Source organism: Pseudomonas sp. lyk4-TYG-107 (assembly GCF_030209055.1).
GTDB classification, from domain to species: domain Bacteria; phylum Pseudomonadota; class Gammaproteobacteria; order Pseudomonadales; family Pseudomonadaceae; genus Aquipseudomonas; species Aquipseudomonas putida_A.
Map to the genome: position 1 here is coordinate 359279 of NZ_JARVST010000019.1, position 16189 is coordinate 375467.

16 protein-coding genes, 1 tRNA gene and 1 pseudogene are annotated in these 16189 nt (G+C 59.4%); 8 read left to right on the forward strand and 10 right to left on the reverse strand.

From position 1 onward, the window contains the following. Nucleotides 1-33: 33 nt before the first annotated feature. Together QRN61_RS16940 and QRN61_RS16945 are read right to left on the reverse strand one after the other, a co-directional pair. Entirely contained in the window at nucleotides 34-573 is a 540-nt protein-coding gene (locus QRN61_RS16940; RefSeq protein ID WP_070086726.1) for a DsbA family protein, read from the reverse strand. 11 nt (nucleotides 574-584) lie between these two features. After that, nucleotides 585-1127: a redoxin domain-containing protein gene (locus QRN61_RS16945; protein WP_285374285.1), complete on the reverse strand. Its 543-nt coding sequence runs from the start codon at nucleotides 1125-1127 to the stop codon at nucleotides 585-587. A 510-nt stretch (nucleotides 1128-1637) separates the two neighbouring features. On the opposite strand from QRN61_RS16945, the pseudogene QRN61_RS16955 reads away from it, so the two are divergent. From QRN61_RS16955 to QRN61_RS16965, 3 genes and pseudogenes are all read left to right on the forward strand, one after another. Next, nucleotides 1638-1751, forward strand: a pseudogene (locus QRN61_RS16955) (FAD-dependent oxidoreductase); the annotation flags it as partial. A gap of 243 nt (nucleotides 1752-1994) precedes the next feature. Continuing rightward, nucleotides 1995-2873: a glyoxalase III HchA gene (gene hchA / locus QRN61_RS16960; protein WP_285374286.1), complete on the forward strand. Its 879-nt coding sequence runs from the start codon at nucleotides 1995-1997 to the stop codon at nucleotides 2871-2873. Nucleotides 2874-2896: 23 nt separating this feature from the next. Further along, complete coding sequence (locus QRN61_RS16965) at nucleotides 2897-3589, forward strand: PA1136 family autoinducer-binding transcriptional regulator (protein ID WP_247267462.1); 693 nt, start codon at nucleotides 2897-2899, stop codon at nucleotides 3587-3589. 351 nt (nucleotides 3590-3940) lie between these two features. Here the strand turns inward: QRN61_RS16965 and QRN61_RS16970 are convergent, their stop codons facing one another. The 6 genes from QRN61_RS16970 to QRN61_RS16995 form a co-directional block, all read right to left on the reverse strand. Next, nucleotides 3941-5287 carry a glutamine synthetase family protein gene (locus tag QRN61_RS16970; RefSeq protein ID WP_285374287.1) on the reverse strand — a complete coding sequence of 449 codons (1347 nt, stop codon included), beginning with the start codon at nucleotides 5285-5287 and terminating at the stop codon, nucleotides 3941-3943. 21 nt (nucleotides 5288-5308) lie between these two features. Next, a complete protein-coding gene (locus QRN61_RS16975) occupies nucleotides 5309-5866 on the reverse strand; it encodes a helix-turn-helix domain-containing protein (RefSeq protein ID WP_027614278.1) in 558 nt (185 codons plus the stop codon). A gap of 13 nt (nucleotides 5867-5879) precedes the next feature. Then, nucleotides 5880-7169 (reverse strand): NAD(P)/FAD-dependent oxidoreductase, encoded by a 1290-nt coding sequence (locus QRN61_RS16980; RefSeq protein WP_285374288.1) that lies wholly within the window; start codon nucleotides 7167-7169, stop codon nucleotides 5880-5882. 93 nt (nucleotides 7170-7262) lie between these two features. Continuing rightward, nucleotides 7263-8447, reverse strand: a complete 1185-nt coding sequence (locus QRN61_RS16985) for a DUF2252 family protein (protein ID WP_285374289.1) — start codon at nucleotides 8445-8447, stop codon at nucleotides 7263-7265. Between the two features lie 62 nt (nucleotides 8448-8509). After that, nucleotides 8510-9838 (reverse strand): ATP-binding protein, encoded by a 1329-nt coding sequence (locus QRN61_RS16990; RefSeq protein ID WP_285374290.1) that lies wholly within the window; start codon nucleotides 9836-9838, stop codon nucleotides 8510-8512. Further along, entirely contained in the window at nucleotides 9835-10545 is a 711-nt protein-coding gene (locus QRN61_RS16995) for a response regulator (RefSeq protein ID WP_285374291.1), read from the reverse strand. Before QRN61_RS16995 ends, QRN61_RS16990 begins: the two co-directional genes overlap by 4 nt. A gap of 166 nt (nucleotides 10546-10711) precedes the next feature. Between QRN61_RS16995 and QRN61_RS17000 the strand changes: the two genes are divergently transcribed. From QRN61_RS17000 to QRN61_RS17010, 3 genes are all read left to right on the forward strand, one after another. Beyond that, a complete protein-coding gene (locus tag QRN61_RS17000) occupies nucleotides 10712-11035 on the forward strand; it encodes a hypothetical protein (protein ID WP_097089845.1) in 324 nt (107 codons plus the stop codon). A gap of 35 nt (nucleotides 11036-11070) precedes the next feature. After that, nucleotides 11071-11742, forward strand: a complete 672-nt coding sequence (locus QRN61_RS17005; protein WP_285374292.1) for a DUF3313 domain-containing protein — start codon at nucleotides 11071-11073, stop codon at nucleotides 11740-11742. Between the two features lie 176 nt (nucleotides 11743-11918). Next, a complete protein-coding gene (locus QRN61_RS17010; protein WP_285374293.1) occupies nucleotides 11919-12242 on the forward strand; it encodes a hypothetical protein in 324 nt (107 codons plus the stop codon). A 6-nt stretch (nucleotides 12243-12248) separates the two neighbouring features. On the opposite strand, the gene QRN61_RS17015 is transcribed toward QRN61_RS17010, so the two are convergent. After that, nucleotides 12249-12857 (reverse strand): TetR/AcrR family transcriptional regulator, encoded by a 609-nt coding sequence (locus QRN61_RS17015; RefSeq protein ID WP_285374294.1) that lies wholly within the window; start codon nucleotides 12855-12857, stop codon nucleotides 12249-12251. 159 nt (nucleotides 12858-13016) lie between these two features. Here QRN61_RS17015 and QRN61_RS17020 point away from each other — a divergent pair, with 159 nt between their 5' ends. Next, the gene (locus QRN61_RS17020; RefSeq protein ID WP_285374295.1) at nucleotides 13017-14399 is read left to right on the forward strand and encodes an aspartate aminotransferase family protein; all 1383 of its coding nucleotides are present in this window, start codon (nucleotides 13017-13019) and stop codon (nucleotides 14397-14399) included. A 199-nt stretch (nucleotides 14400-14598) separates the two neighbouring features. Further along, nucleotides 14599-15891 (forward strand): OprD family porin, encoded by a 1293-nt coding sequence (locus tag QRN61_RS17025; RefSeq protein WP_115989747.1) that lies wholly within the window; start codon nucleotides 14599-14601, stop codon nucleotides 15889-15891. A 196-nt stretch (nucleotides 15892-16087) separates the two neighbouring features. Here QRN61_RS17025 and QRN61_RS17030 read toward each other — a convergent pair. Further along, nucleotides 16088-16183, reverse strand: a tRNA-Sec gene (locus QRN61_RS17030). Between the last annotated feature and the right edge of the window lie 6 nt (nucleotides 16184-16189).

Here is a 16189-nt window from a genome sequence, read left to right on the forward strand (position 1 = left end):
CCGATGTGGGTGATGCCAAGCCGATTTGGTTCTCTAGCGATTTCGTCCACGCACTAACAAAAGCTCAATCATCTGACTCATCCCGATGAACTCTGGAACTCCGTCATAGCGAAGCCCGTCAATGTAAAACGCTGGGGTGCCATTCACGCCGCTGCGTACACCGCCATTGAAATCGGCTTGTATTTTGGGAATGTAAGTATCCTCTTGCATTGCAAGATCGAATTCCTCCCTGGAAAGGCCGTGTTTTAGAACAATGGCGCGATACAGCGGCAGGCCCAATCGATCCTGATTTTCGTACAATTCGTCGTGGGCCTCCCAGAAGAATCCTCGACTCCCGGCATACTCAGCGGTGACCGCTGCACCCAATGCATGGGGGTGAGCGGTGGTCAGAGGGAAGTTACGGAACACAAACAGCAAGTCATCGCGAAAATGCTGTTGCAGATTCTTGACCATCCAATAAGCTTCACCGCAATAGGGACATTCATAGTCGCCAAATTCGACCAAGGTGACCTTGGCATGCGCACTTCCCTGGCGATGGTCGTTGGCACTTACCGGGACTTTGAGAGTGGCCATGTAATCACCTGTTAATTTTTGGTTGGCGTGCTTTGTGGTGAATTCGCCAGAGCATCCAGCGCATCCAGAATGCCGTCCGCCCCAGGGTTGATTGCCATTGGTGAGATGTAGCTCCAGGCGACCACCCCCTCCTTGTCAATCACGAACAGTGCCCTCTTACAAACTCCGAGCTGGGACTCGTACGCTCCATACTGTCGTGCCACCGCCCCTTTGGGCTCGAAATCGGCCAGCAGGCTGAAGTGAAAATTCCGATCTTTGGCAAAGGCCTGATGACACCAGGCGCTGTCAACCGAGATACCCAGTAGCGCCGCACCGTATTCTCTGAATGTGGGTAGCAACTGGTTGTACAAGGTCAGTTGGTCACCACACACCGAAGTCCAGTCAGCGGGATAAAACGCCAATATCACGGGATTTCCCTTTAGCTCACGCAGCGACAACTGTTGATCAGGGGTTGCGTGAAGAGTGAAGTCGGGCGCGACAGTGCCGGCCGGCAGCGGACCCTGAACCAGGTCGCCATTGGTTTTTTGTGCATCATCGAACTCTAAAGTATTCATTGCTTGAACCTTGATAGATGGGTGGTTGGGACGTGCTCAGTGGGATGCGACGTGCCCGGCGGGATAACTCCATCCACCATCAAGGGGTTCAAAAAAAGACAACGCTGCCTCGATCTCAGCCTGAGCCTGAGTGATTTCGGCAGCGAAACGTTCACGTTCCGCATCAAGGAACACAAGAAGATCCGCCGTGTAATCGCGGAATTGGATTAGGCCAGGTTGGCAGGGGAATGGTCAGATTCGCTCTGGCTCACCAATGACTATAGTCGTTGATGACGCTTGCCGTAGTCGCTGAACGAATTTTCGGTACCCTCAAGTGCCAACAACACTTACGCGCTTATCTTGCTGCCATTTCAGGCGGCGCTTTAACACGATGATTTTGGAAGCTATTTCGCCACTTCAGACAAATCTACATCTGCTTTCTGGACGACAACGGCTGCCCGTTACGACAAGCAGAAACCGACCAGAGGCAGACACTGACACCGCCTTCAGGTCGACAGAATGAAGGTTGATATGGGAAATGCTCTGGACAAACGAGTCGTTGTCATTAGTGCCGGCATCGTGGGCGCTTCGCTGGCGTATCACCTAGCTGATAAAGGCGCGAATATCATCTTGGTTGAGGCTGAAGGTAATCAAAGATGCGGCTCGTGCAGCGATGGTGCTGTACCTAACGAATAGTCGAGATCGGTCTTCGGGAAGCTGAGCGGTAGCCTTTGCGAATATTGTCACTGACCGCTTTTGGCCGGAAGCAGACGATCGGCGCGCTGCATGTGTGAGGAACATTTCTTTAAGGGAAAACCCTCATTGTTGGGCCTACGTCACGCTACTAGCATGAACCTCGGCAATCGGCCCATTCGTAGGAGAAAACCCATGACTACCTTGCAGAGTGACGACAAGCGCCCCACTCCGGATCAGGCGGAGGACAATGCCTTTTTTCCCTCCCCATACTCGCTTAGCCAATTTACCTCGCCAAAATCTGATCTGAGTGATGCGGATTACGCTAATCCCTACCGAGGTGGCCGCTGGAAGATTTTGCTGATTGGCGCCGATGAGCGCTACTTACTGACCGACAACGGAACAATGTTTTCCACCGGTAATCACCCAGTCGAGACGTTGTTGCCCATGTATCACCTCGACAAAGCCGGTTTCGCGTTCGACGTTGCGACCCTGTCAGGCAATCCAGTGAAATTCGAGTTCTGGGCCATGCCTAGCGAAGATACCGAGGTAAAGGATTTCTACGCCAAATACCGTGAGCAGTTCAAAAAACCTTTGAAGCTGTGCGAAGTGGTTGAGAAGGCGCTGGGGCAGGATTCGGATTACATCGGCGTTTTCATACCTGGCGGGCACGGCGCGCTGATTGGATTGCCGGAGAGTACCGACGTGAAAGCGGCTTTGCATTGGGCAATCACCAACGACAAATTTGTGATTTCCTTATGTCACGGCCCAGCAGCAATGCTCGCGGCGGGCATTGGTGAGTCTAGGAATTCCTACATATTCAACGGCTACAAGATCTGCGCATTTCCAGACAGTCTCGACGCAAAGACGCCCGACATAGGGTATATGCCTGGGCATCTGACGTGGAAATTTGGTGAGCAGTTGAAATCCTTGGGAGTTGAGATCATCAATCAGGATATTTCAGGTGCGACGCTCCAAGACCGCAAGTTGCTGACCGGCGACAGCCCATTGGCAGGCAACAATCTGGGCAAGTTGGCAGCTGAAGCATTGTTGAAAGAGGTTGCATCGGAGTGAGCGACGGGCCGGCCGAAACAGCGATGCGCGCTGCTCTGGAGATAGAGACGGCGCGCACGCTTGAATCAATCAAGAAATCCGTCAGGGGTTTCGCCACACCCTACGGTTATGATCGATTCGTGCTGTTTTCTGCATCGACGGCAAGTGAGGAAGTGGTTGAGCATATCTACTGGGTCGAAGGCGATTGGTTCGATAACGGTCAAGCGGTGGATGCCGAGACTTACGTTCGACATTGTCCGGTGACTCGTCACCTTTTGAATGCTCGGCAATCCTTCTTCTGGCAGAAAAAGCAGGTCAAGGGAGAAGAGCGTTACCGGATGATTCGTTCTCCAGGTGGACCAGGAATTCAGGGGTTGCAGGTGCCAGTTTTTGGCCCACAGGGGCTTGAGGGCGCAATGAGCTTGGGGGGGGAGCCGGTGGATGGGAGCGCGCGGGTGCGCTTGGGACTCAGCCTGGTTGCGACGGCCGCTTTTTTCGCGGCTCGGCGGTTGCTTGAGGCGCCATTGGACGAAGCGTTAAGAACCCTTTCCCCGCGAGAGCGCGAAGTCATGGAATGGACGGCTGCCGGAAGACGGCAAGCGGATATTGCAGCGACTCTCGGTTTGTCGGAGCGTACAGTTGAAAATCACCTGCGCTCAGCACGCCGACGTCTGGGCGTGACAACGACAGCACAAGCCATCAGGATGGCCATTCGTAACGGCGAGATCGATGGGTAAGGACGCGGCAAGATCGAGTGCTAGACGGTTTGGACTTCCAAGTAATTTCCTCATCAACTGATTGAGTGTCCACTGTTGGCCGCGAGACGCCACTCCCGAGCGCCTGCTTTTGGCCGATAGCTGCCAGCCAACGTCAACTATTTCCAACTCAGCGCAGACATTACACGGGATGGCGTTGGATTATCTCCAAACGTCATTCGAAGCCGTTCTTCCGCCATCCTCACGCCCCGTGTTCAAAATACCTCTTGGCACGCTCTTCAATTTTGATGAGCGATGGAATTCACCGGTACTGAACTCCATCCGGTCATCGCGGCCCCTGCACCCGATTCATGTGGTGTGCTGAACCAGTGATCACAAATACCAGCGATACTCCCGCGCACTGATCTCCTGCATGAATGCCAGGTGATCCTGACGTTTATTCTCGCAATACACGTCGACAAACTCGGCGCCCAGTCCCGCACGCAGTTGTGGCTGATGCTGCAAGGCGCGCACCGCGTCGAGGATTTCCGTCGGGAAATCGATGCCGCTGTTGCGATCGTCGTTGAGTGGCGGGATCGGTTCCTTGCCTGATGCCAGACCATGTTCCAGGCCCACCAGAATTGCCGCCAGCACCAGATACGGATTGGCGTCGGCGCCGGCCAGACGGTATTCGATGCGCAGGTTTTTCGTGTCCGATTCAGGAATGCGCAGGCAAGCGTCACGATCCTCGTAACCCCAGCTCGCCTTGGTCGCGGTGTTCACCGTGCCGCTCAGGCGGCGCATGGCGTTCTGGTTCGGCGCGAAAATCGGCATGCTGTGCGGCAGCAGATCCAGGCAGCCGGCCACCGCGTGGCGCAGTGCTTGCTGGTGATTGGCGGCCAGCAGGTTGTTGCCAGCCGCGTCATACAGGCTGACATGCACATGCATGCCGCTGCCCGGATGCTGCACGTACGGCTTGGCCATGAAACTGGCGCGATAGCCGTGCTTGAGCGCGACTCCACGGGTGCTGCGACAGAACAGCGCCGCCCAGTCCGCAGCGCGCAAGCCGTCGTCCATATGGCCGAAATTGATTTCGAACTGCCCCGGTCCCAGTTCGGCGGTGATCACCGTGGCGTCGATGCCCTGAGCTCGCGTTGCTTCCACCATTTCGTCGAGCACTGGGGCGAAGCGCGACAGACGCTCGATGTGCATGTTCGGCTGATCATCGGCGTCGTCGGTCAGCTCGTCGCGAGGGAATTGTGGCAGGCCGTCGCGAAGTTTTTTGTCGAACAGATAGAACTCCAGTTCGAAGGCCACCACCGGGTGAATGCCTTTGCCCGCCAATCGATCCAGTACCTTCGCCAGCACTTCACGGGGTTCGAACTCGATGGGTTTGGCGGTGCCGTCGGAGGTAATCAGCATCTGCCCCAGCGGCTGCGCTTCCCAGGTCACGGGCTTGAGCGTTCCCGGGACCAACCGGCGCACAGCGTCAGGGTCGCCGTCGTTGAAACAGTAATCGCCAATCTTGAACAGACCGCCCTGCACGCCGAGCAGCACGCAGTTCTGCGGCAGCTTCAGTGCGCTGCCCGCCGCGACTTTTTCGAGCATGTCCACCGGATAGCGCTTGCCGTAAAAGTGCCCCGGAATGTCCAGGGAAATCAGGTCGACATAACGCACCTCGGGGTAACGTTGGCGAAACGCGCGCACTTCGGCGAGCAGGTCAGAGCAGACAGCGTCCATCGTGTTCATCCTTTGTTGTTATCAGGTGTAGACCCAGAGCACACGGGTGAGCTGCCCGGTGAGGTTGCCGTAGCGACAATGGGTGTGACTGTCGAATTGAAAACTGTCGCCGGCCCTCAAGGTGACCGGCTCGTCGTCGTTGCCCAGCCACAAGGTCAGTTCGCCTTCGAGCACATAGCCGCCCTGCTCCGAGCTGTCGCTCATGTGCCGGTCGCCACTGCTCGCGCCCGGTTCCAGATGACTTTCGAGCATGGAGAACGAGGCACGCATCTGCGGCGACACCAGAATGTCGGTGATGCCGTTGGCGTAATACAGCGTGCGTCGTTCGTCCGGACGGGTGACCCACGGCACTTGTTTGGCTTTGGGCAGGCTGTAGAAATAGGTGGTCGGCACACCGAGGGTTTCACTGATCGCGGTGAGGTCGGCCACGGTCGGGCGCGACAAGCCGCGTTCGACTTGCGAGAGAAAACCCACCGAACGGCCGATTTTGTCGGCCAGCTCTTTGAGGGTGTATTTCTTGTGCTTGCGCAGGTCGTGGATCAGGATCGCCAGCGCAGCGATTTCTTCTTGCTTGTTCATGGTCAAAATCTCATCAAATGCTGTCGCGCAGGCGATACCAGGCCTTGCCGATGGCTTCCAGCGGTGCGGCGAAGTGCTTGCCGCCGGGGAAACGGCCATTGCTCAGGCCCTGGTACAACGCCAATTCATCCGCCTCGCCGAGAATCGCGTCGGACACCGCGCGGGCGGCGGCCAGTGTCGGCAGCACGCCGTGGCCCGAGTAGCCTTGCAGCCAATAGCGATCGCCCTCGCGGCCAATGTCAGGCGTGCGTTTGATCGTCAGGTCGATATGCCCGCCCCAAGCGAATTGCAGCTCGACGCCCTTGAGCTGCGGAAACACGCGTTCGAGAAACGGCCGAGTTGCCGCCGCAATGTCCTTGGGCATACCGCCCAGATAGGTGCAGCCGCCCCCGAACAGCAAGCGGTTGTCCGGCGTGCGACGGAAGTAATCGAGGACGAACTGGTTGTCGGTCACACAGACGTTGCTCGGCAGCAGCGCGGTGGCTTGCTCCGGCGTCAGCGGTGCGGTGGCGACTTGATAGGTGCCGACCGGCAGGATGCAGCTGGAGAGTTGCGGGTCGAGCTCATCGAGATAGGCATTGCAGGCCAGCACCAGCACGTCGGCCTTCACCGAACCGCGCTCGGTATGGACCCGGTAACCGTTGCCCTCCTGCTGATAGCTAAGCGCTTTGCTTTGTTCGTAGATATGCCCGCCGGCGCGTTCGATGGCGGCGGCAAGCCCCAGCGCGAGTTTCAGCGGATTGAGGTGTGCGCCTTCGGCGTCAAAGAGGCCGGCCCGATAACGATCACTGGCGACCCATTGCGGCAAGTCTTCACGAGGAATGAACTGCAGACCGTCGTGGCCCCACTTGTGACTGGCTTCGTGTTGCCACTCAGTCAGCAGGCTGACTCGACGCGGCATCACCGACGTCCACAAATGGCCCGGGCGATAGTCGCAATCGAAGCCATGCCGCCCGGGCAATTCACGCAGCTCCTGTGCGGCCCAACGCATGCCGTCCCATAGACGCCGGGCGCGCTCATATCCAAGCGCAGCCTCCAGCGGCGGCATGTCGCACGACCAGCCCAGAATCGCCTGTCCGCCATTACGCCCGGACGCGGCCCAAGCCACGCGACTGGCTTCGAGTACGGTGACGCGCTTGCCGGCCAAAGCCAGACGCAATGCGGTGTGCAGCCCACTGAAACCGGCACCGATGATCACCACGTCGGTGTCGTGCGCACCTTCCAGTGCCGGTCGTGTGCTGAGAATATCGGCGCAACTGTGGGCGTAATAACTGGCGACATGCTGTTGGGATTGCTGAAACATTCGGCGCCTCATGAAATTTATTTCTTATAATTTCATGAAAATCTACAGAACAAATTTCATATCGGCAACCGACAACTGTTTCACTCACACGAATCAGTGCTCCAGCGCATAGCGCCGGCAATGTTCCAGATAGCCTTTCTCATGGCTGCCCACCAACTGCACGACACTGGTCCACAGCCACGACGGCGCATCCAGCGTTTTCGAGCGACACGTCTGCAATTCACGCATCCATTCGGCGCGGGTACTCATGTCCATCTGCCGGGCATGGGCCAGCCCCACGACGCGGGCCAGATAGCCGGCGGCGAGCATCGCGTCGGTCTGGCTCAACTGATCCAGTTCCAGTTTCATGTCTTGAGGCAGCAGTTCGCGGATGAAGAAGCCATGATCGAGCACGCGGGTGGCGATCATCCGATTGCCCAGGCCCGGGGAGAGAAACCGCGCACCTTCGACCACACGTTTACCGTTGTCGCGCGGCATCGCGGCGCGGGCGACCCGGGGTGCGGCGGCAGCAACTGCCTCTTTGATATCCAGCAGGCAATATTCCTGATCATCGCCCTCGCCCACCCCCAGCAACACCGCATAACGCTTGAGCCCCAGCGAACTGCAGCCTTTGACCCAATAGGCCGAGTCGAGCATTTTCACCCGGTCGTCCTTTGAGCGCCCCTTCAGGGACGTCACCAGCGTATGGACGTCAGGCGTTGCGCAAAGCGATTTCAGCGCGCTGCGCTCTTCCCGTGACAGCGACCAGAAATGCTTGCCCAGCGGAATAGTTGGTTTGGTGCTCTCGATGCGCTCCTGGGCCAGATGCTTCCAGGTGCGCTGCACCGCGCTGCGCATGCCGGCCTTGACTTGCGCGGGTCTTGGCGGCTCTTTGTCGACGTCGTCTTCGAATGCTTGTTCATAGCCGCGCATCATCTCTTCAAGCATGCGCGCGGTGGCGACGCCGGGCAGGTCCGAACCTCGGGCGGCGGTGGCCAAGGAAAGCGCCAGACGCACCAGATCATGCGCGGGGTTGCCGATAACGGTTTGGTCGAGGTCGCGGATGTGAATGTCGATGCGCCCCTTCAGATCGCCGGTCGGCCCGAGATTGCCGGCGTGACAATCGCCGCAGATCCACACCGCCGGCCCCTTCGGTAAGTTGCGGCCCGGTTGGCTGTGCAGCCACTCATAAAACTGCACCGTACTGCCACGGACATAGGCGTGGGCGGAGCGAGCCATTTTCAGATTGCGCAGTTGTGACAGCGGTTCAAGACGTGCGGAGGGCCGTGGGGTTTTCATGGACGCTTCTTGCAGTGAATGTGTCCTGTTGACCGCCGGCCGCTCGCAAATGTTTCAAAGTATTACAAAGGCAACTCAACCCGCGCCAGCAAACCACCGCTGCTGCGATTGCTCAATGTCAGTTCCCCGCCCTGCTCGCGCACGATGGCCCGCGCCGCCGACAGCCCGAGCCCGACACCACCGGTTTCCCGGTTGCGCGAGGTTTCCAGGCGGAAAAACGGGTCGAACACCCGCTGCAACGACGCTTCGGGAATCCCCGGCCCGTTGTCACTGACGTCGATGCACACGCTGTAGCCATCGCTGCTCAAGGTAATGGCCGGCTGCTGCGCGTACTTCTCGGCGTTTTCCAGCAGGTTGACGACCACCCGCTTGATCCCCAACGGGCGGCCCTCATAAACCAGATGCGCCGGGCCATGAAAATCGATGGCGATGTTCTGGTCGCGGTAGTCGTCGATGATCGTCTGCAACAGTTCCGACAGGTCGAAGGCGGTGCTTTGCTCCGGCTGAGTATCTTCCCGAAAGAACGCCAGTGCCGCGTTGATCATCGACTGCATTTCTTCGATGTCGCGGATCAGTTTGCCCTGATGATCAAAGTCCTCCATGAACTCGCTGCGCAGGCGCATACGGGTCAGCGGTGCGCGCAAGTCGTGGGAAATCGACGCGAGCATGTGCGTGCGTTCGCTGATGTAGTGCTGAATCTGCGCCTGCATGGTGTTGAAGGCGATGATCGCCTGGCGGATCTCGTCCGGGCCTTCGACTTTGATCGGCGGCGCACGCAGATCACCGCCAAAACGCCGGGCGGCGCTGGCAAAGCGTTGCAGTGGCTTGGCCAATTGCTGCGTGGCCAGCCAGGCCACCAGCACGGTGGCGATCAGGCCGAGGACGATGATGATCGCGATGCGCGTGCCGATGTCCAGGCCCCAGGAGCGCTCGGGCGAAGAGAACAACAGCCAACTGGCATCCGGCAGTTGAATCAGCGCCGCATAGCGTGCCAGCGGACTGCCGCTCGGCCAGTCAGCGGGATTGAACACCCGAATGTCTCGCTCATCGCCCAACAACTGATGCAACCCCGACGTCTTGTTGGCGATGAGCTGCGTACCACCCGCTGGCAATCCAAGTTCGTCGCGTTGCGCACTCCAGGTCACCTCCTGCGTCGGGCCGGTTGCCGCGTGCGCCAGTTTCGGGCGTAAAGGCGCTGGTGCAGCCTCGATCACTTTGACGGTCGCGGCAATCTGCTCCAGCAAACCGGTACGTTCAATCGGTGGCCGCGCCCAGGTCCCCGCAACCTCCACGAATAGGAAATTGAGTGCCAGCGAAGCCAGCATGGCCGCGACAATCGTCAGCGCGATCCGCCGACTCAGCGGATCACGGCGCAGGAATCGATGGATCATGAACGAGTGACCTTGGCGGTGAACATATAACCGCCGTTGCGCACGGTGCGGATCAGGTCCGGGCGTTTGCTGTTCGGCTCGATCTTGCGCCGCAGGCGGCTGACCTGCACGTCGATGCTGCGATCAAAGGCGTCGTGGCCCTGACCACGAGACAGGTCGATCAATTGTTCGCGGGTAAGAATGCGCTGCGGGTGTTCGAGAAACACCACCAGCAGATCGAACTCGCCGCCGGACAGCGGAATCATCACGTTTTCCGGGGAGCGCAACTCGCGACAGGTGATGTCCAGATGCCAACCGGCGAAGGCGATCACCGGTCGCGAAGGTTCACTCGCAGGACTGACCTGCTCACCGGCGCGACGCTGCACCGCGCGCAGGCGCGCCAGCAATTCACGCGGGGCGAACGGTTTGGTGACGTAGTCATCGGCGCCCAGTTCGAGGCCGACAATCCGGTCGCTCAACTCGCCCATGGCGGTCAGCATGATGATCGGAATGCCCATCTGCGCGCGCACTTTCTGGCACAGGCTCAGGCCACCTTCGCCGGGCAGCATCAGGTCGAGAATGATCGTGTCCGGGCGCTGCTGGGCAATCGCCGCCCACATCGCTGCGCCGTCGGCGGCAACATCGACCTCGTAGGCGTGCTGGACGAAGAACTTCTTCAGCAGGGCAAGAATTTCCACGTCATCGTCGACGATCAGCAGTCTGCTCACGGGCACAGGATCCTCAGGCCAAAAAAAGAACGCATCTAAAACTATTCTGGCGGGCGGGTCATATATTTCAATCGAGCAACATTCCGTCGTCCCGGACATCAAGCGGACATTCTGCGGCAAAACCCCTCAGGCACCCTGCACGCCATCGACAACCGGGGGGCTTTCAATGAGCGCATTGCACAACCGTTATACCGCCGAGGGCCACGACGCCCGCTATCCGTTGATTCTCAGCCAGCGCACCAGCGCGCCCGAGCAGGATACGCCGCTGTTGTTCCAGGAGTTCTGCCTGGGCCTGTCAGATGATCAAAGCCGAATCGTCCTGCGCCGCTATTTCGAGCAGTACGGCCCCGGCGATTCGCAATGGGTCGAGTACGTGCATTCGATTCCGACCGCCGACCTGATCCAATGGATCATGAGCCACGGCCAGCTGCACATCGAGTGCTCGGACAACACCCCGCCGCTCTCCTCCCCAATCACTGCCCGCGCTTGAACGACGCGAGGCAAAAGCGCAAAACAAGGATTCGCATGATCAGAAGCCATTGCTTGATGTCGGTGCTGTGTACGGCGTCCCTGAGCCTTTCGGCCTGCAGCAGCAAAACCGTCGAACCGCAGAAGTACACCGGATTTCTGCACGATTACAGCGTGCTCAGCGAGCGCCAGTCGCCATCTGGGCAGAAGGTGCTGGGTTGGGTCAGCCCGGCGCTGGCGCGGGGGCGTTACACCCAGGCCTATCTGGCGCCCAGCCAGTTCTACCCGAGCGCCGCGCCGACCGAGCGGATCCCGCTGAGCACGCTGTCCGGCGTCACCGATTACTACGACGCCGCGCTCAGGCTGGAACTGGGCAAGGTCATGCGCCTGGTGCCACAACCCGGCCCGAACACCCTGACCATCAGACCGGCGATCACCCGCGTCGCCGCCAGCACCCAGGGCCTGCGCTTTTATGAATGGCTACCGGTGACCCTGGTCGCCGCCGGCGTGAGCACCGCCACCGGCATCCGCGATCAGGACAGCGAAATCACCACCGAAGTCTCGTTCGAGGACGGCACAACCGGCGAAGTGGTCGCCGAAGTAGTGCGCAAGGGCACCGGGCTGCCGCTGGAAAATGACAAGCAGGTGCTGACCGCCGATGACGTCAAAGCGGTGCTGGACGGTTGGGCCAGTGATCTTGGACAGTCCTACCTGGCGACCCGTCGTTAGCCGTGTAACTTTTTCAGCTAGCCTTGCTCACTGAATGTGCTGACCTGTTCGCAAGCAAGCCCGCTCTTACAGGGGAACTGCATTCCAATGTGGGAGCGAGCCTGCTCGCGAAAGCGGTGTGTCTGGCAACTAGTCACTAGAGACTTTCAGCGATCGAAAACACCGTAGACAAGGTCTTGAGCAATCTGCCGGGTTACCAGTTGTTCAAGGACACCACCACACGCTTTGCCGGGATGGAAAACCCCGACGGCTCGAAGGTTGGCCTGATTGCCGAAGAACAAGGCTGGCGCTTGTGTCTGGTGGTGGAAAGTCTCGGTGACTGGATGACGGTGTACATGCCGGATGGCGGAACGGCCGGTGGCACGGCGGGCGAAGTGCGCTTGCTGCAGGCCCGCGAAGTGATCATTACCGAGCTGTCGTGGCTGACCATGGCCGCCGGGTTGCGCTGTGGCGGACGCGGGATGCTGGAGTTGATGCAGCCGTGGTTGCCGAAAACCTGAAAACCACTACTCGCTGCTCAAAATGCCATGGCAGATCAAACCCAGCACACCGCGCATGTGTTCGGCATGTGCTGCCCTGTCCGGCTCAGGCTCGGTCGCCAGACGGATAAACGCCATGTTCGCGTACTGGTTGAACAACGTCGCCGCCACATCGAGATCGACTGACCCCCGCACCTTGCCCTGCGCTCGAAAATACCCGAGCAGCGCCTTGGTTTCTTCGATCACCGCCGCATTCCACGGGCTCAACGCCAGCGCCAACTCACCGGTCAGTAGAAACGGTGCCAATTCACGCCACAGCGAGGCCGGCATCGCTTGCAGTTGATAGTCGGTCATCAAGCCTTCGAACTCGCACAACGCCTCCAGCGGATCGCTGTCGTCATCCAGATTGGCCCGCGCCTCGCGCATCGCCTGCTCGTCCGGCTGTTTGAGCAAGGCCAGCAGAATCTCCTGTTTGCCACCGAAATAATTGACCACCGTCGGCGCGGAAACCCCGGCCTGGATCGCGATCTGGTCCAGCGTGGTGACCGCAAAACCGTTGGTCTTGAACAGCTCCAGCGCTGCCTGCGCGATGACTTCCCTGCGCTGTTCCTTTTGCCGTTCTCTGAGCCCGCTCATGGTGCTGATGTCCTGTCTTGCTGATCGGCGTCAGCCTACGGACTTATTTTTTCACCGACAAATATTTTCTTTACAAAAATTTTTTTAAGTGACAAATATTAGCCGTGCACCGCTGGAATGAACGCGCACCCACTTGCCCCGTTTCTCTGGAGAACCGCCATGTCCGCCGAATTCGATCCGACCCGTAGCACCCGCGATTATCAGGCCGCCGACGCCGCCCACCACATTCACGCGTTCGTCGACCAGAAGGCGCTCAACGAGGAAGGCCCGCGGGTGATGGTCAGCGGTGATCGCCTGGCGTTGTGGGACAACGACGGCAATCGCTACCTGGACGGCATGTCCGGCCTGTGGTGCACCAACCTCGGTTACGGGCGCAAGGACCTGGCCGCTGCCGCGACCGCGCAGCTGCAACAACTGCCCTACTACAACATGTTCTTCCACACCACTCACCCGCAGGTGATCGAGCTCTCCGAGCTGTTGTTCAGCCTGCTGCCCCAGCACTACAGCCACGCGATCTACACCAACTCCGGCTCGGAAGCCAACGAAGTGCTGATCCGCACCGTGCGCAAGTTCTGGCAAGTGATGGGCCAGCCCGAAAAGAAAATCATGATCGGCCGCTGGAACGGCTACCACGGCTCGACCCTGGCTGCGACGGCGCTGGGCGGCATGAAATTCATGCACGAAATGGGCGGCACCATCCCTGACGTCGCGCACATCGATGAGCCGTACTGGTTCGCCCACGAGGGCAACCTCAGCCCGGAAGAATTCGGCCTGCAGGCCGCGCGGCAACTGGAAGACAAGATCCTCGAACTGGGCGCCGACAAGGTCGCCGCTTTCGTCGCCGAACCGTTCCAGGGCGCTGGCGGCATGATCATTCCGCCCGCCACCTATTGGCCGGAAATCCAGCGTATCTGCCGCCAATATGATGTGTTGCTGTGCGCCGACGAAGTGATTGGCGGTTTCGGTCGCACCGGCGAATGGTTCGCGCACCAGGCCTTCGGTTTTGAACCGGACACCCTGTCGATCGCCAAAGGCCTGACCTCCGGCTACATCCCCATGGGCGGGCTGATCCTGTCGCGACGTATGGCCGAAGCGCTGGTGGAAAAAGGCGGCGTGTTCGCTCACGGCCTGACCTATTCCGGTCACCCGGTGGCGGCTGCGGTGGCCATCGCCAACCTCAAGGCCTTGCGCGATGAAGGCGTCGTCACTCAGGTGAAAAACGACACCGGCCCGTACCTGCAGACCTGCCTGCGCGAAGTGTTCGGCAACCACCCGCTGGTGGGTGAGGTTCAGGGCGTCGGGCTGGTGGCGGCATTGCAGTTCGCCGAAGACAAAGCCACCCGCAAGCGTTTCGCCAACGAGAACGACATCGCCTGGCGCTGCCGCACCATTGGTTTTGAGGAAGGCCTGATCATTCGATCGACGCTGGGCCGGATGATCATGGCCCCCGCATTGATCGCCACGCGCGCGGAGCTGGATGAATTGGTCGACAAAACACGAATCGCCGTGGATCGCACGGCTCGCGAATACGGCGTGCTGTAACGCATACCCCTTGTAGGAGTGAGCCTGCTCGCGATAGCGGTGTGTCATTAACATCGATCTAAACTGATCGACCGCTATCGCGAGCAGGCTCACTCCTACAAGGGAATCAGGTATGCCTTGAACTCAGCACATCGGCTCAATCCGGCACGGATGATCGTGCCCATCATCAGAGACCTTCCCTGATTGTCGGTCCCTCACGATGGCTCCCTCAACACCACGCTTTGCGTTGTTGGCACTGCTTTGCGCAGCGAGCGACAGTGCTTTGGCCAATGACTTCTTCGACGACGCCAAAACCGAAGTGCTCAGCCGCAACTTCTTCCTGAGCAACGACTACCGCTCGCCCTCTCCCTCCGGCAAAAACTATAAACAGGAATGGGCCCAGGGCTTTATCGGCACGTTCACCTCTGGCTACACGCCAGGCACTGTCGGATTCGGCATCGATGCCCACGCCTTTCTCGGTCTGAAACTCGACGGCGGCAAAGGACATTCCGGCACGGGTCTGTTGCCGGTCGACAGCAATGGTCGTAGTGAACCGAACTACTCCAGCGCTGGCGGCGCGTTCAAACTGAAAGCTTCACGCACTACCCTCGCGTTTGGCGAAATGACGGTGGAAACGCCGGTGTTCGACACCTCGGACAAGCGCCTGCAACCGGAATACGCTACAGGTTTGCTAGTGAACAGTCGTGAAATCGACAACGTTAACTTCACGGCCGGCCACTTCACCGCATTCAAGAATCAGGACAGCTCTTCGAGCCACGGCGACTTTTCCGGTTACGGCGCCACTACCGAGGCTGGCGGAATCAGTTTTCTCGGCGCCGATCTGTTCGGCGACAGTCCGGTCGGTGGATCGCTTTACGCCTCGGACCTGACTGACACCTGGCATCAGTACTACGCCAATCTGCACTTCAAACAGTCCGGCCTGCTGCTCGACGCCAACCTCTACCACACCCGCGATACCGGTCGGGCGCTGGCCGGCGCGATCGACAACACCGCGTTCAGCCTGTCCGGCAAGTACAGTTTCGGCGCGCACGCGGTCATGCTCGGCTGGCAACGCATAAATGGCGACACGCCGTTCGATTTCGTGGGCGGTGACTCGATCTACCTCGCCAACTCGATCAAATACGCCGACTTCAACGGCGCCGGCGAACGCTCCTGGCAAGCACGCTACGACCTCGACCTTGGCGCTTTCGGCATCCCTGGCCTGACCTTCATGACCCGCTACGTCTCCGGCGACCACATCGACGGCACTCACGCGCCCAAGGGCGGCGCGTACAACCCGTTCGATGCCGAGACTGGCGACTATCAGCCGCAGCAAGGCGCTGGCGGCAAGCATTGGGAACGGGATATCGATCTGAAATACATCGTGCAATCGGGCACGGCGAAGGACCTGTCGGTGCAGCTATCGCATGTCTCGCACCGGGCCAACGAGGCACAGGCCGGGGATGATATCGACCGGATTTATTTAGTGATTCAGTACCCGTTGGGGTTCTGATGGCTGGTGGTTAAACCCAGCCTCTGGCCCGATGTCGCCCTACGAATCCATCGACTGGAAAACCAATCCCCTGTGGGAGCGAGCCTGCTCACGAAAGCGGCGGATCAGTCGACATAGACGTTGAATGACTTACCGCATTCGCGAGCAAGCCCGCTCCCACAGGGGGGATTGGGTGAGGTTTGGAATATTGCGTAATTGGCGGAAGGCAGCCGGAGTCGAACCTGCCCGGGAACGGATGCCGTCCCCAACCGGGTTTGAAGCCCGGCCGCGCCACCGGGCGCGATTGCCTTCCTTTGAA

Bases quoted from the DNA above. Each gene is read 5' to 3' on its own strand.
- QRN61_RS16965 (WP_247267462.1), top strand. From the start codon at position 2,897: ATGCGCGCTGCTCTGGAGATAGAGACGGCGCGCACGCTTGAATCAATC.
- QRN61_RS16985 (WP_285374289.1), bottom strand. From the start codon at position 8,447: ATGAAAACCCCACGGCCCTCCGCACGTCTTGAACCGCTGTCACAACTG.
- QRN61_RS16970 (WP_285374287.1), bottom strand. From the start codon at position 5,287: ATGGACGCTGTCTGCTCTGACCTGCTCGCCGAAGTGCGCGCGTTTCGC.
- QRN61_RS17020 (WP_285374295.1), top strand. From the start codon at position 13,017: ATGTCCGCCGAATTCGATCCGACCCGTAGCACCCGCGATTATCAGGCC.
- QRN61_RS17005 (WP_285374292.1), top strand. From the start codon at position 11,071: ATGATCAGAAGCCATTGCTTGATGTCGGTGCTGTGTACGGCGTCCCTG.
- hchA (WP_285374286.1), top strand. From the start codon at position 1,995: ATGACTACCTTGCAGAGTGACGACAAGCGCCCCACTCCGGATCAGGCG.
- QRN61_RS17000 (WP_097089845.1), top strand. From the start codon at position 10,712: ATGAGCGCATTGCACAACCGTTATACCGCCGAGGGCCACGACGCCCGC.
- QRN61_RS16945 (WP_285374285.1), bottom strand. From the start codon at position 1,127: ATGAATACTTTAGAGTTCGATGATGCACAAAAAACCAATGGCGACCTG.
- QRN61_RS17025 (WP_115989747.1), top strand. From the start codon at position 14,599: ATGGCTCCCTCAACACCACGCTTTGCGTTGTTGGCACTGCTTTGCGCA.
- QRN61_RS17015 (WP_285374294.1), bottom strand. From the start codon at position 12,857: ATGAGCGGGCTCAGAGAACGGCAAAAGGAACAGCGCAGGGAAGTCATC.
- QRN61_RS16940 (WP_070086726.1), bottom strand. From the start codon at position 573: ATGGCCACTCTCAAAGTCCCGGTAAGTGCCAACGACCATCGCCAGGGA.
- QRN61_RS16975 (WP_027614278.1), bottom strand. From the start codon at position 5,866: ATGAACAAGCAAGAAGAAATCGCTGCGCTGGCGATCCTGATCCACGAC.
- QRN61_RS16980 (WP_285374288.1), bottom strand. From the start codon at position 7,169: ATGTTTCAGCAATCCCAACAGCATGTCGCCAGTTATTACGCCCACAGT.
- QRN61_RS16990 (WP_285374290.1), bottom strand. From the start codon at position 9,838: ATGATCCATCGATTCCTGCGCCGTGATCCGCTGAGTCGGCGGATCGCG.